A 14312-nucleotide genomic window follows, 5' to 3' on the forward strand; every position below is an offset into this window, starting at 1 on the left:
GCCCGTCGCACCGAACGCCTGCATGTGAGAGTTCAACGCCCGGACGCGGCGGATCCCCAGAGCAGATCGGTACGGTCGCGGACGTGAGTTCCCCGCGTACCGGTACCGTCCCGGTCCGACGCACGACGTCGGACGCGTCGGTGCGTGCGCGCTCGCGCGGGGTCGTCGTGGCGGCCGTCCGGGCTCTCGCGCGGACCCCCGAGATCACCGTCGGCGCGCTCGGCGTCCTCGTCGCCGCGGCCTTCAGCTGGGTGCCGTCGGTCTGGTACGACGAGGCCGCGACCATCGCGAGCGCGCAGCGGAGCTGGCCGGCGCTCTGGGCCGAGCTGCAGAACGTCGACGCCGTCCACGGCCTGTACTACGCCGTGATGCACGTCTGGTTCACGCTCGTCGGCTACTCGCCGTTCACGCTGCGGTTCCCGAGTGCCCTGGCCATCGGGGTCTCCGCCGGGCTCGTCGTCGCCCTCGGCCGTCGTCTCGGCGGTGTGCGGCTCGGCGTCGTCTCCGGGATCGTGTTCCTGGTCCTGCCCCGCGTCGCCTGGGCCGGCACCGAGGGGCGCCCGTACGCCACCGTCACGACCTTCGCCGTCGCGCTGACCCTCGTGGGGATCACCGCGGTCCGGCGCACCCGGACCCGGCACCACGCGACCCGGTGGTGGGTCGTCTACGGCCTGCTCGCCGTGGTGGCCGTGCTGTTCAACGTCTACCTGGCCCTGGCCGTCGTCGCGCACGGGGTCGTGCTCCTCTGGACCGCCGTCGCCGACCGTGCCGCACGGCGCGACGCCGTGCTCTCGCAGCGAAGCGGTCCGGTGGCCGCGCAGATGGTCGACCGCGCCGCGTTCGTGCGCTGGGGTGTCGCCGCCGTCGGGGCCGCCCTCGCGGTGTCGCCGTTCATCGTCCTCGCCGCAGGTCAGGCCAAGCAGGTCGGCTGGATCACCGGCGTCGGGTGGGCCACCGTGCGCCAGGTCGTCGCGACCGCCTGGTTCGGTGCCGTCTGGCCGTACGCGGTGCTCGGGTGGGTCCTGATGATCGTCGGCGTCGTGCTCGCCGTGCGCGCGGCGCGACGCCCCTCCCCCGCTTCCCGTGACCTGCTGCGGATGCAGGCCGTGCGCGTCGCCGTCCCCCTGACGGTCCTGCCCACCGCACTGCTCGTCGGCGCGACCGCGGCCGGGGAGCACCTGTACTCCCCGAAGTACGCCAGCCTGAGCCTGCCGTTCGTCGCGCTGCTCATCGGCCTGGCGATCACGGCGATCCGGCCCCGGCGGTGGCTGGCGCTCGCGGTCGTCGGGATGCTGCTCGTGTCAGCACCGACGAGCACGATCGTCCGGCTGCCCCACGCCAAGCAGGACTCGCACTGGGCGAACGCGGCGGCGATCATCGAGCGCGAGCGGGACCGGCGCACCGACCAGAACGAGGGCGTCGTCTTCGGCAGTGTCTGGGAGCACCCGGGCACCACCGCGCAGGTCATCGCCGACTCCTACCCCGAGGCCTTCACCGGGATGCGCGACCTCGCCGTCACCGAGACCGGTGCCGAACGCGGCCAGCTCTGGAACGTCAACGGCAACGTCGCCACGACGGTGCCCGAGCGGATCTCCGGCATCGACACCGTGTGGTTCGTCGGCGGCAAGTCGCGGAACATCCGCCCGCAGGTCACCGAGACGCTCGTGGCCGAGGGCTTCCACGTCGTGCGCTACTGGCACACCGGGACGGTCATCCTCTGGAAGTACAGCCGCTGACGGTGGCGGTCCAACCGCTGACGGTGGCGGTCCTGCCGCCGACGGCTGTGCCGGGGCGTCGGGTCAGTGCACCACGCGTGCGCCGTGCACCGGACCGGTGGCCCGGAGTGCGACGAGGCCGGCGGCGCTGAGCTCGACCTGCAGTTCGAGCGCCGCATCACGGTCGCCCACCAGGAACGCCACCGTCGGTCCGCTGCCGGACACCAGGCCGGCCAGGGCACCGGACTTCTCACCGAGCTCCAGGGTCGCCGCGAGCCGGGGCTGCAGCCGCATGGCCGGTGCCTGCAGGTCGTTGTGGACACAGTCGGCGAGCAGGTCGGGGTCACCCGCGCGCAGGGCCTGCAGCACGTTCGCCTCGACCACGGGGTGCGACGGCGCCGGGGAGATGTCGGCGCGGTACCGCTCCCGGTGCTCGTCGAGCGCACGGTAGACGGCGGGGGTGCTCAGCCCGTCGTCGCTCAGGGCGAGGACCCAGTGGAACTCACCCTTGGCCAGCGCCGGGCTCAGCTCGTCACCGCGGCCGGTGCCCACGGCGGTGCCGCCGGCGAAGGCGAACGGCACGTCGGCACCCAGCTGCGCGGCGAGCCGGAGCAGCTCTTCGCGACCGAGCGCGGTGCCCCAGAGCGTGTCGACGGCGAGCAGGGTCGCCGCGGCGTCCGCGGAGCCACCGCCCATCCCGCCGGCGACGGGCACCTGCTTGTCGATGGTCAACCGCACCCCGCCGCGGTGTCCGGCCGCGTCGGCCACGAGCCGGGCCGCACGGATGGCCAGGTTCGACTCGTCGACCGGCACGGTGCTGGTGTCGATCGGACCCGTGAAGGTGACCGAGAAGTCGTCGGCGGCCTCGGCGGTGACGTCCTCGTACAGGGACACCGCCTGGTACGCCGTGGCGACGTCGTGGTAGCCGTCGTCCTGCAGCGCCCCGACGGACAGGAACACGTTGATCTTGCCGGGGGCGCGCGTCCGTACGCGGGTCGGTGCGGCCAACGTGGTCATGCCCCCAACCTATCCCGCTGCGGCTGCCGTGAACCCCCGCGCCAGGTCCGCGGTGATGTCGTCGATGTGCTCGAGGCCGATCGACAGGCGGATGAGTCCGTCCCCCACCCCGGCGGCAGCCCGCTCGGCGGAGGACATCTGCACGTGGGTGGTCGATGCGGGGTGCACGACGAGCGAGCGGACGTCACCGAGGTTCGAGACGTGGTCGAACAGCTCGAGCGCCGCCACGAACCGTCGGCCCGCGGCGACCCCGCCGGCCAGGTCGAACGACAGCACGGCCGACGGCCCCTTCGGCACGTAGCGCTGCTGCAGGTGGTGCCACGGCGAGTCCGGCAGGCCGGCGTAGTGCACGTGCTCGACCTGGTCGTGCGCGTCGAGCCAGGTCGCCACCGTGGCGGCGTTCGACACGTGCCGGTCCATGCGGAGCGACAGCGTCTGGATGCCCTGCAGCACCAGGAACGCGTTGAACGGTGCGATCGCGGGCCCGAGGTCGGCGGACAGCTTCGAGCGGGTGCGCTGGATGAACGCCCGTCGCCCGAACTTCTCGGCGAAGTTCGTGTTCGCGAACCCGGACTGCTCGGTCGAGGCCAGCTGCGGGTACTGCTCGGCGTGCGCCGCCCAGTCGAAGTTCCCGCTGTCGACGATGAGCCCGGCGATGGCGCTGCCGTGCCCGGCCAGGTACTTCGTCGCCGAGTGCACGACGATGTCGGCACCGTGCTCGATCGGGCGCACCAGGTACGGCGTCGCGATGGTGTTGTCGACGATGAGCGGCACACCGGCCTCGTGCGCGACCGCGGCCACCCCGGCGAAGTCCAGGACGTCCCCGCGGGGGTTCGGGATGGACTCGCCGAAGAACGCCTTCGTCTCCGGGCGCACCGCCGACGCCCACTCGGACAGGTCGGTCGGGTCCTGCACGAACGTGAAGGTGATGCCGAGGTCCCGCAGGGTCGAGGCGAACAGCGTGTAGGTCGCGCCGTACAGCGAGGCGCTCGACACCACGTGGTCACCGGCGCGTGCGACGCCGAGCACGGCCAGCGACGTCGCCGCCTGTCCGGACGCCAGCGCCAGCGCACCGGTCCCGCCCTCGAGGTCGGCGATCCGGCGCTCGAGTGCTGCGGCCGACGGGTTGTTCACCCGCGTGTAAGTGTGGCCGGGGGCGTCGAGCATGAAGCGTGCGGCGGCGTCCTCGCCCGACGGGTAGACGTACGCGGCGCTCTGCGCGATCGGCGGTACGTTCGCGCCCCAACCCGGGTCGGCCTTGAAGCCGGCGCGGATCTGGCGGGTCTCGAACGCCCAGCCGTCCTCGGCGTTGGTCGACGCGGCACCCATCAGGACTGCGCCCCGACCGACTGCCGGACGAGCGGGATGACCTGCTCACCGAACCGGTCCATCTCCTCGAGCTGCGGCGAGAACTGCAGCAGGAGCGTGTCGACCCCGGCGTCCTCGAACTCCCGGATGCGGTCCGCCACCTGCGACGGCGTCCCGACGAACCCGGGGCGCAGGCCGCGGTTCGACACCGAGTAGTCCTCGAGCGAGGGCACGTGCTCGAGCTGCGACTTCGAGATGAAGTCCTGGTACGACTCGTACGCCCCGCCGTGCTGCACGTCGGTGATCCGGGCGAGTTCCGCCTGCGCCTCTTCCTCGGTCTCGCGCACGATGACGTACGCGGCCATGCCGAACGCCTCGAACGGCGGCAGGCCAGCGTCGACGCGTCGCTGCTTCATCTCGTCGATCTTCGCGCGGAGTTCCTCGACGGTGCCGCCGTGCGTGACGTAGGCGTCGGCGTACCCGGTGATCGCGGCCTTGCCGGCCTCGCTCTCCCCACCGGCGTAGATGCGCGGCGTCACGCGGGGCTTCGGCTCGAGGTGCGCGTTCTCGATGTCGTAGTACTCGCCCGAGAACGAGTACGGGGTCTCGCGCCACAGGCCCTTCATGACCTCGACGAACTCCGCGGTGCGTTTGTACCGGTCGTCGTGCTCCGAGAAGATCCCGCCGTACTGCTTCGCTTCCTCCGCCCACCAGGCGCTCACGACGTTGAAGGTGAACCGGCCGCACGAGATGTCGTCGATCGTCGCCGCCTGCTTCGCCGTCACCGCCGGCAGGTGGTACCCGGGACGCATCGCCGCCATGATCTCGAGGCGCTCGGTCGTCGCCGCGATCGCCGCCGCGAGCGACCAGGCCTCGAGCGAGGGCGCCGCGGTGCCCTTGATGTCGTTGAGGTTGAGCTCCGGCACGAGCGTCAGGTCGAAGCCGATCCGCTCGGCGCGCTGCGCCAGGCGCTTCACGTAGTCGAAGGTGACCGGCATGTTCTCGTTGTCGACGTTGCGCAGCCAGCCGCCGAAGAGCGGGGTCCAGTATCCGAATCGCACGATGGTTCCTTGGGGGTGTGGGAAGGCGGACTGGCGGGAGCCGCTGGTTGACGACGCGAAGCGTTGTGCGGGTCGCGCTGCCGGAGCCAGCGGAGGCAGTCGTGGCGGGCCCGCCACGGGCCTCCAGTCCGGTGGGTCTTGCGTCCTCAGGCCGTGAGCTGCGCCGCGTACTCGTCGGCCAGGAGGCCGCCGAGGTACCGGGCGATGGAGCGCGGGCCGGAGGCCGGCGCGGACTCTTCGACCGCGGGGTTGTAGTTCGTGTTCGTGTTGATGTCGTAGACCACGGTGCGGCCGTCCGTCGTCTCCATGAACTCGACGCCCGCGATGGTGATGCGCTGGTCGGCGAGGAACGTGCGGAGCTGCTGGACCAGCGGGTGCTCGGCGGTGACCTCGGTGCGGACGCTGAACGCCGGGGGCGCCCCGGCGATCTCGGTGCCGGGGACGTCGCAGACCGCACCCGCGATGGTCTGCGGGACCTCGCACGCGTCGGCCGGGCAGAGCTCGAAGCTGCCGGCGCTCGTGTCCACGCGGACGGCGTAGACGAACTCGCCGCCGACGAACTCGACGCGCGTGATGAAGGGCTCGCGGGCCGTCAGGTACTCCTGCAGCAGGGTGATGCCGTCGACCGGGGCCTCGAACTCGGGGCTGTCGACGTAGGCGTCGAACTCGGCGAGCGAGTCGAACCGCCGCACGCCCAGGCCCTTGCCGCCCTGGTTGTGCTTCGTGATGAACGGCACGTCCTGCCCGTCGGTGAAGGTGCGGGCGGCGTCCTTGAGCGTCGACGTGCCGAACACGGCGGTGGTGCGGGGCACGTCGAACCCGGCCTGCTGCAGGAGACCGTGCTGGGAGACCTTCGACACCTCGAGCTCGAGCACGTGGCTGCCGCCCACGACCTGGCGGCCGGCGCGCTCGAGCCAGCCGAGGATCGCCCGGGTGTACTCCTTGCTGTGCTCGTGGCCGCGGGTGTGGGAGCTCGCGGACATGCGGCTCCAGTAGACGCCGGGTGCCGGCTCGGCCGCGAGGTCGATCTGCCCCTCGGTCAGCAGGATCTCCTCGACCGGGACACCCTCGGCCTCGAAGGCGGCGGCGAGCGGCGGGAACCACTCGGGGTTCTCGTGGATGACGTACACGCGGGGAGTGCTCACGCCCCCACCCTAGGCACGGTATACCGCACGTGCCCAAGTGTGTGACGCGGCGTTGCTTCGCGGCGAGGGCCGCGCGGGGTCCTGGTCGCTCGGTGCGAGGTTCCGTACTCGGTGCGACCTGCTCGCCGTCGCACGGCGTACGGAACCTCGCACCGTTCGGTACCGGCGGTGGTCGACCTCGCACCGTGCGAGGTCTTCAGCCGGCGAAGGTCTGCTGTCCGACGACGCCGAGGAGCTCGAGCTTCTGCGCGTCCTCCGATCCCGGAGGCGCCGTGAACAGCAGCAGTGCCTGCGCCTGGTCGTCGGTGTGCAGCACCTGGCAGTCGACGGTGATGCGGCCGAGCTCCGGCTGCACGATCGTCTTGTTGTCCGACCAGCGCGTGGCGACCTCGTGCTTCGCCCAGAGCTCGCGGAACTCGGGGCTGCGGGCCTCCAGCTCGGCGATGAGCTCGGCGGCCCGGCGGTCGCCCGGGCCGGCCAGGCCGACGGTCGCGCGGAGCGACGCGACGACGGTCCGCCCCAGTCGTCCGTGTTGCTCGGGTGCGTACTTGGCGCGTTCCTCGCCCGTCACGAACCACCGCCACGCCTGGTACCGCTGGTTGCCGGCCAGGCCGACCGAGGTGCCGAGGAGTGCCGCAGCGAGCCGGTTCTCGACCAGGGTCTCGCCCAGGTGGCTCACGACGATCGCCGGGGTGTCCTCGAGCCGGTCGAGCACGCGCAGGATGGCGGGGTCGACGTGGTCGGCGCGGTGCATCCGGGTCGGGGCGTTCTGCCCGGCCAGGTGGAACAGGTGGTCGCGCTCGTCGAGGCTGCAGCGCAAGGCCCGGGCGATCGCCGCGATCATCTGCTCGGACGGCTGCGGACCGCGCTGCTGCTCGAGTCGCGTGTAGTAGTCGACGGACATCCCGGCGAGGGCGGCGACCTCCTCACGGCGGAGCCCCGGGGTCCGGCGTCGCGGACCCTGCCCGAGACCGACGTCCTCGGGGCGCAACAGCTCCCGGCGACGGCGGAGGAAGTCGGCGAGCGCGGCACGGTCCATGGGTCGATCATCGTCCGGTTCGCGTCGAGGTGCCAGGGATCGCCGATCCCCCGATGACCGCGCTCTGGTTGCACCCCTGCCCGCGGAGCATCGTCGTGGTCATGGACATCACGAACTCCACCGTCTTCATCCCCGGCGCGACCTCGGGCATCGGTCTCGCGCTCGCCCAGCGTCTGCAGGCCGCCGGCAGTACCGTCGTCATCGGCGGGCGTCGTCAGGCGCTCCTCGACTCCCTCGCCGCCGAGCACGGCTTCGGCACCGTGCAGATCGACGTCGCGGACGCGGCGTCGATCGAGGCCGCTGCCAGCTCGGTGCTCGAGGCGTACCCGACCCTCGACGCCCTCATCACCATGTCCGGCATCATGCGCAACGAGGACCTGCGTTCCTCGGATCACATGGACGACGCGATCGAGACCATCCAGACGAATCTCGTCGGGACGATCCGGCTCATCGACGCCTTCCTGCCGCACCTGCTCGCCCAGCCCGCCGCGACGCTGATGACCGTCACGTCCGGTCTCGCGTTCGTGCCGCTGACCGCCACGCCGACCTACAACGCCACGAAGGCCGGGGTGCACTCGTACACCCAGGCCCTGCGACAGCAGCTCGTCGGTTCGTCCGTCGAGGTGCTCGAGCTCGCCCCGCCGGCCGTCATGACCGACCTGATGGGCGGCGCCGACTTCGGCGGGATGCCGCTCGACGCCTTCGCCGACGAGGTCATGGCGCTCATCGAGTCCGGCGCTGCCCCGGAGATCCTGGTGCAGAACGTGCACCCGCTGCGCTTCGCCGAGCGGAACGGCAACCACCAGCAGATCCTCGAGATGATGGCGTCCCGCGAGCACTGACCCCGGCGACGGACGGTGCGAGGTTCTGTGTTCGGTGCGAGGCACTTCGGCTCGCACCGACCACGGAACCTCGCACCATCGCGGTCAGCTAGCACGCGGGGCGCGGGCGTCACGCGGATCCGGACGCGGAGCGAGGAACGGACTACTCCGCAGCCGCGAGGACCGTCCGACCGAGCCTTACGAAGTCGTCGACACCGATCGCCTCACCCCGGGCGGTCGGGTCGATGCCCGCCGCCGTCAGGACCTCGGACGCGTGCGCACTGCCGCCGAGCACCCCGGACAGGCTCTGCCGCAGCATCTTGCGCCGCTGCTGGAATGCGGCGTCCACCAGCGTGAACACTCGCGACCGCAGGAGTTCGTCGCCCGGGGGCTCGTGACGGTCGAACGCCACCAGGACACTGTCGACGTTCGGCACCGGCCAGAAGACCTGACGGCTGACCAATCCGGCAGTGCTCCACGACCCGTACCAGGCGGCCTTGACGCTCGGTGAACCGTAGACCTTGCTGCCGGGGCCGGCGGCCAGCCGGTACCCGACCTCGGCCTGCACCATGACGAGCGACCGCTCGATCGACGGGAAGGTCGCGAGCAGGTGCAGCAGCACGGGCACGGAGATGTTGTAGGGCAGGTTCGCGACGAGGTGCGTCGGCTCGACGTCGAGGTCCGACGCGGCGACCGTCATGGCGTCCTGCTGGACCACGGTCAGCGTGGCGTCGGGCTGCAACGCGGCGACCGTCGCGGGGAGCTTGGCGGCCAGGCGCTTGTCGATCTCGACGGCGGTGACGGGTGCGCCGGTCTCGGTGAGCCCGAGCGTCAACGATCCGAGCCCCGGCCCGATCTCGAGCACCTGTGCCGACGGGGTCACACCGGCGACGGACACGATGCGCCGCACGGTGTTGGCGTCGTGCACGAAGTTCTGCCCGAGCTTCTTCGTCGGGGTGACGTCGAGTTCGGCCGCGAGCTCCCGGATCTCCGCCGGGCCGAGCAGTGCACCCACGACTACTCGTCCACCGTCACGGGCTCGGCGTCCCACGCGCCGTAGACGAGCTCGGTGTTCGAGGCGATCTGGGCCGCGAGCATCGAGGCGTCCGTGCCGAGCGTCTCCGCCATCGACCGCAGGGTGAGGGGGATGAGGTACGGCGCGTTCGGGCGACCACGGAACGGGGTGGGCGTCAGGAACGGGGCGTCCGTCTCGATCATGATCAGGTGCCGCGGGGCGACCACCAGGGCTTCACGCAGCACGGCGGCGTTCTTGAACGTGACCGTGCCGGCGAAGGACATGTACCAGCCGCGCTCGGCGCAGAGCCGGGCGAGGTCCGGGCCGCCGGAGAAGCAGTGGAAGACGGTCCGCTCCGGGGCACCCACGCGGTCGAGGACCTCGACCACGGCGTCGTGCGCGTCGCGGTCGTGGATCGTCAGCGCGAGGTCGTGCTCCTTCGCGATGCGGATGTGCTCCTCGAACGAACGGACCTGGGCGTCACGGCCGTCCTCGCCGGTGCGGAAGAAGTCGAGGCCGGTCTCACCGATCGCCCGGACCCGCGGCAGTGCGGCGAGCCGTTCGATCCCGGCGAGGTGCTCGTCGAGCAGCCCCTGTTCCTGCAGCACGGGCGCTTCGTTCGGGTGCAGCGCGACGGCCGCCAGGACCCGGGGCTCCCGAGCGGCGATCGACGCCGACCACTCCGAGGTGGCGAGGTCGGTGCCGACCTGAACGACACCGCGCACGCCGACGCTCGACGCGCGGTCGAGGTGCTCGCGGTACTCGAGCGGACCGTCACCCCCGTCGCCGACACCGTCGGCGATCTCCATGTGGGTGTGGTTGTCGTACACCGGCACGACGAGCGCCTGCGGAAGCGGCGGGTACGTCAGGTCGCGCTTCGAGCCACCGGACGCTCCGTCACCGCGGGACCGGACGTGCGACTCGGCGTCGGTCACGCGGAGACCTGCTCGATCCGGGGGAACAGCCCGCTCTCGAGGGGCACCACGTGCGACGCACCCTGCCACTCGTACGCGCGGTCGACCCGCTGCTCGGCGACGGACCCGCCGGCGCCGATCGAGGCCCAGAGCTTCTCGGTCGCCTTCGGCATGACCGGGGACAGCAGGACGGTGACGGTGCCGAGGCCGCGGAGCGCGGTGGTCAGGACGGTACCGAGGCGCTCGCGGTCGGCGTCGTCCTTCGCCAGGGCCCAGGGCGCCTGCTCGGTGATGTACCCGTTCAGGGCGTCGACGAGCTCCCACACGCTGGCGATGGCCTCGTGCGGGGCGAAGGCGGCGATGGCGGCGTCGGCACGCTCGGTGACCGACACGGCCAGGGCGTCAATCGCCTGGTCGGACTCGGTCAACTCGGCGCGCACCGGGACCTCGCCGTCGTAGTACTTCTGCAGCATGGCGACCAGGCGCGACGCCAGGTTGCCGTACCCGTTCGCGAGCTCGGCCTGGTAGCGCGCCGAGATGTCCTCCCAGCTGAAGTTGCCGTCCTGCCCGAAGGTGATGGCGCGCAGGAAGTAGTAGCGGAACGCGTCGGAACCGAACGTGTCCGTGATCTCGGACGGCGCGATGCCGGTCAGCTTCGACTTGGACATCTTCTCGCCGCCGACGAGCAGCCAGCCGTGGCCGAAGACGCGCTCCGGGACGGGCAGACCAGCGGCCATGAGCATCGCCGGCCAGATGACGGCGTGGAAGCGGGCGATGTCCTTGCCGACGATGTGGACGCTCGGCCAGAGGCGCCGGAAGGCCTCGTCGTCGTCGGTGCCGTAGCCGAGGGCCGTGACGTAGTTGAGCAGGGCGTCGAACCACACGTACAGCACGTGGTCGCTGTCCCACGGGATCGTGATGCCCCAGTCGAAGCTGGAACGCGAGATCGACAGGTCGCGGAGCCCCTGCTTGACGAACGAGATGATCTCGTTGCGGACGCTCTCGGGCTGGATGAACAGCGGGTTCGACTCGTACAGGTCGAGCAGGCGCTGCTCGAAGTCGGACATCCGGAAGAAGTAGTTGCGCTCGGCCAGGACCTCGACCGGGATCGAGTGGATCGCGCAGACCTGCTGACCCTCGTACGCACCGGTGCCGGCGACCAGGTCGCTCGGCTGCTTGTACTCCTCGCAACCCACGCAGTAGAAGCCCTCGAACTCGCCGGCGTAGATGAAGCCGTCGTCGTAGAGCTTCTGCAGGAACGCCGTCACGCCACGCTCGTGCCGTTCGTCGGTGGTGCGGATGAAGTCGTCGTTCGCGACGTCGACCGTGTCGAGCAGTGGCTTCCAGGCATCGTTGACCAGGCGGTCTGCCCATTCCTTGGGCGAGACGTCGTTCGCCGAGGCGGTGCGCAGGATCTTCTGCCCGTGCTCGTCCGTGCCGGTGAGCAGCCAGGTGTCGTCACCGCGCTGCCGGTGCCAGCGCGCGAGGAAGTCCGCGGCGACCTCGGTGTAGGCGTGCCCGATGTGGGGCACGTCGTTCACGTAGAAGATCGGCGTGGTGATGCTGAACGAGGACCCGGCGGACATGCGGACCATCCTACGGGCGCACGGAACCCCGATGACGCGTGCGGCGGTGGACTGTGGAGAACCGGGTCCGGGAGGCCCGTGACGGGCCCGCCCCGCGCCTCCAGACCGGCGAACGGGAACGTGACGAGCCTCGCTCAGCGCGCCGCGAGCGCCCCTTCGTACAGGTCCCGCTTCGACAGCCCGGTCGCGTCCGCGACCGCCGCGGCGGCCTCCTTCATGCGCATGCCGGCGGCCACCCGCTCGAGCACCAGGCGCACCCCGTCGTCGAGCGTGGCTTCCTCGGTGGCCTCGGCGGCTCCGGCGACGACGATGCAGATCTCGCCTCGGACGCCCTCGGACGCCCACTCGACGAGTTCGTCCAGCGGCCCACGGCGGACCTCTTCGTAGAGCTTCGTGAGCTCACGGCACACCGCGGCGCGGCGGTCGCCCCCGAACCCGACGGCCATGTCGGCCAGGGTCTCGGCCAGCCGGTGCGGGGACTCGAAGAACACCATCGTCCGCTGCTCCCCCGCCAGCGCCTGGAACGCCCGGCGACGCTCCCCGGCCTTGCGGGTCGGGAACCCCTCGAACGTGAAGCGGTCGGTGGGCAGCCCGGACACGGCGAGCGCCATGAGCACGGCCGACGGCCCGGGCAGGGCGGTGACGGTGACCCCGGCGGCCGCGGCGGCCTCGACGAGGGGGAAGCCCGGGTCGCTGATCGCGGGCATGCCGGCGTCGGTCAGGACCACGACGTCCTCGTCACGGGCGAGCTCGACGACCTCGGACGCCTTCGCCCGCTCGTTGTGCTCGTGCAGGGCGATGAGCCGCGGACGGTTCTCGATGCCCAGGGCGCGCATCAGGTGGATGGCGGTCCTGGTGTCCTCCGCCGCGACGACCGTGGCGTTGGAGAGGGTCTCGACGAGACGGCGCGAGGCGTCCCCGAGGTTGCCGATGGGCGTTGCTGCGAGGACGATCACGCACCCATTGTGGGTGCACCGCCGTCCGAGCGGGGACACGCGGTCGATCCGTAGGATGCTCAGCGATGACCAGCGAGCTGACCGACGACCGCACGGCCGTGCCCGACGGGCCGGTCGGCTCGCGCCTGGACGACTGGTGGGGGCGGGTGCTCTCCACGTCGCAGCGGGTCGCCGTGTGGCGGTGGACGGGTCCGCTCGCGGTGACGCTCCTCGCCGCCGTGCTGCGGCTGGTGAACCTCGGCAACCCGCACTCGCTCGTGTTCGACGAGACGTACTACGTCAAGGACGGCTGGTCGATCGTGCACCTCGGGTACGAGGGCACCTGGCCCGCGAACCCGAGCGGTGACACCGCCCCGACGACCGACGACCGGTTCGTCCGCGGTGAGACGGACATCTTCACGAGTGCCGCGGAGTTCATCGCGCACCCGCCGCTCGGCAAGTACCTCATCGGCATCGGGATGCTGCTGTTCGGGGCGGACAACTCGTTCGGCTGGCGTTTCACGGTGGCCGTGCTCGGCATCGCGACGGTGTTCCTCACCGCGGTGATCGCCCGGTCGCTGTTCCGTTCGACGATGATCGGCACGCTCGCCGGCTTCCTGCTCGCGATCGACGGGCAGGCGATCGTGATGTCGCGGGTGACGCTCCTCGACGGCATCCTGACCTTCTTCGTCATCCTCGGCTTCGGGGCGCTGCTGCTCGACCGTCGGCAGAGTCGACGGCGGCTCGACGAGTGGGTCGCCGCCCGCGCCGCCGCCGGCCGGCCCACCCTCTGGGGGCCGGTCCTCTGGTGGCGTCCGTGGCTGTTCGCGATGGGCCTGGCCCTCGGGCTGGCAGCGGCGACGAAGTGGTCGGGGGTGTACTTCCTGGCGTTCTTCGCCGTGTACTCCGTGCTGAGCGACACGATGATGCGCCGTCGCGCCGGGGTCGAGTTCTGGTCGTCGAGCGCGCTGCTGCAGCAGGCACCGGTGTCGTTCCTGCTGACCGTGCCGATCGCCGCGGTGACCTACGTGGCGTCCTGGACCGGCTGGTTCGTGTCGAAGGACGGCTGGGACCGCAACTGGCTGTCCTCGGGCGGCGAGCGGTGGACCGGGCTGCTCGCCTGGGTGCCGGACAGCCTGCAGAACTGGTGGCACTACCAGTCGGAGATCTACGCCTTCAACATCGGGCTGCACACCCCGCACTCGTACCAGGCGAACCCGCTGCTCTGGCTCGTGATGCAACGCCCCACGTCGATGTTCTACGTCGGCACGGACGCCGGACAGGACGGCTGCTGGGCGAACCGCTGCGGCGAGGCGATCACCGGCATCGCGAACCCGTTCATCTGGTACGCCTCGGTCATCGCGACGGTGGCGCTGCTCGTGCTCTGGATCCTGCGCCGGAAGTGGGAGTACGGCTTCGTCCTGCTCGGGGTCGCGGCGGGGTACCTGCCCTGGCTGATGTACGTCGACCGGACGGTGTTCCAGTTCTACACGATCGCCTTCGAGCCCTACATGGTGATGGCGCTGGCCGCCGCGATCGGGGTGGTGCTCGGCAGGCGGAGCGACGAACGGTCACGCAGGTCACGGGCGATCCTGTGGGTCGGTGTGTACCTGGGCGTCGTCGTGCTCGCCTCGGTCTACTGGTACCCGATGTGGACGGCGATGCAGGTGCCCTGGGACTTCGTCCGGTCGCACTACTGGATCCCCAGCTGGCTGTAGCCGGCCGGGCGGATCCGGCCGGCCCGGTCGTGCCCGTC

12 protein-coding genes are annotated in these 14312 nt (G+C 71.1%); 3 read left to right on the forward strand and 9 right to left on the reverse strand.

Annotated elements, in window-relative coordinates; translation table 11 throughout:
- The first annotated feature begins 83 nt into the window (after window positions 1–83).
- Window positions 84–1736, forward strand: a complete 1653-nt coding sequence (locus tag OE229_RS16535; protein ID WP_263344757.1) for a glycosyltransferase family 39 protein — start codon at window positions 84–86, stop codon at window positions 1734–1736.
- 63 nt (window positions 1737–1799) lie between these two features.
- On the opposite strand, the gene OE229_RS16540 is transcribed toward OE229_RS16535, so the two are convergent.
- The 5 genes from OE229_RS16540 to OE229_RS16560 form a co-directional block, all read right to left on the reverse strand.
- A complete protein-coding gene (locus tag OE229_RS16540; protein ID WP_027466065.1) occupies window positions 1800–2732 on the reverse strand; it encodes a 4-(cytidine 5'-diphospho)-2-C-methyl-D-erythritol kinase in 933 nt (310 codons plus the stop codon).
- A gap of 9 nt (window positions 2733–2741) precedes the next feature.
- Complete coding sequence (locus OE229_RS16545) at window positions 2742–4061, reverse strand: O-acetylhomoserine aminocarboxypropyltransferase/cysteine synthase family protein (protein WP_262138958.1); 1320 nt, start codon at window positions 4059–4061, stop codon at window positions 2742–2744.
- On the reverse strand, window positions 4061–5101 hold the full coding sequence (locus OE229_RS16550; protein WP_182065104.1) for an LLM class flavin-dependent oxidoreductase: 1041 nt from the start codon (window positions 5099–5101) through the stop codon (window positions 4061–4063). The genes OE229_RS16545 and OE229_RS16550 overlap by 1 nt, the downstream gene beginning before the upstream one ends.
- Window positions 5102–5247: 146 nt before the next feature.
- Window positions 5248–6246, reverse strand: a complete 999-nt coding sequence (locus tag OE229_RS16555; protein WP_259580159.1) for an ATP-grasp domain-containing protein — start codon at window positions 6244–6246, stop codon at window positions 5248–5250.
- A gap of 196 nt (window positions 6247–6442) precedes the next feature.
- Window positions 6443–7285 carry a helix-turn-helix transcriptional regulator gene (locus OE229_RS16560; protein ID WP_259580160.1) on the reverse strand — a complete coding sequence of 281 codons (843 nt, stop codon included), beginning with the start codon at window positions 7283–7285 and terminating at the stop codon, window positions 6443–6445.
- 101 nt (window positions 7286–7386) lie between these two features.
- Between OE229_RS16560 and OE229_RS16565 the strand changes: the two genes are divergently transcribed.
- On the forward strand, window positions 7387–8127 hold the full coding sequence (locus tag OE229_RS16565; protein WP_262140065.1) for an SDR family oxidoreductase: 741 nt from the start codon (window positions 7387–7389) through the stop codon (window positions 8125–8127).
- A gap of 142 nt (window positions 8128–8269) precedes the next feature.
- Here OE229_RS16565 and rsmA read toward each other — a convergent pair whose 3' ends face one another.
- From rsmA to rsmI, 4 genes are all read right to left on the reverse strand, one after another.
- Window positions 8270–9121, reverse strand: a complete 852-nt coding sequence (gene rsmA / locus OE229_RS16570; RefSeq protein ID WP_259580164.1) for a 16S rRNA (adenine(1518)-N(6)/adenine(1519)-N(6))-dimethyltransferase RsmA — start codon at window positions 9119–9121, stop codon at window positions 8270–8272.
- Window positions 9122–9123: 2 nt separating this feature from the next.
- Window positions 9124–10056 carry a TatD family hydrolase gene (locus OE229_RS16575; RefSeq protein ID WP_071406527.1) on the reverse strand — a complete coding sequence of 311 codons (933 nt, stop codon included), beginning with the start codon at window positions 10054–10056 and terminating at the stop codon, window positions 9124–9126.
- Complete coding sequence (gene metG, locus OE229_RS16580; RefSeq protein WP_209134140.1) at window positions 10053–11621, reverse strand: methionine--tRNA ligase; 1569 nt, start codon at window positions 11619–11621, stop codon at window positions 10053–10055. The genes OE229_RS16575 and metG overlap by 4 nt, the downstream gene beginning before the upstream one ends.
- A 134-nt stretch (window positions 11622–11755) precedes the next feature.
- Window positions 11756–12577 (reverse strand): 16S rRNA (cytidine(1402)-2'-O)-methyltransferase, encoded by an 822-nt coding sequence (gene rsmI, locus OE229_RS16585; RefSeq protein WP_194653613.1) that lies wholly within the window; start codon window positions 12575–12577, stop codon window positions 11756–11758.
- 65 nt (window positions 12578–12642) lie between these two features.
- Here rsmI and OE229_RS16590 point away from each other — a divergent pair, with 65 nt between their 5' ends.
- The gene (locus OE229_RS16590; protein WP_262138959.1) at window positions 12643–14274 is read left to right on the forward strand and encodes a dolichyl-phosphate-mannose--protein mannosyltransferase; all 1632 of its coding nucleotides are present in this window, start codon (window positions 12643–12645) and stop codon (window positions 14272–14274) included.
- Window positions 14275–14312 lie beyond the last annotated feature (38 nt).

Source organism: Curtobacterium poinsettiae (genome assembly GCF_025677645.1).
GTDB classification, from domain to species: domain Bacteria; phylum Actinomycetota; class Actinomycetes; order Actinomycetales; family Microbacteriaceae; genus Curtobacterium; species Curtobacterium poinsettiae_A.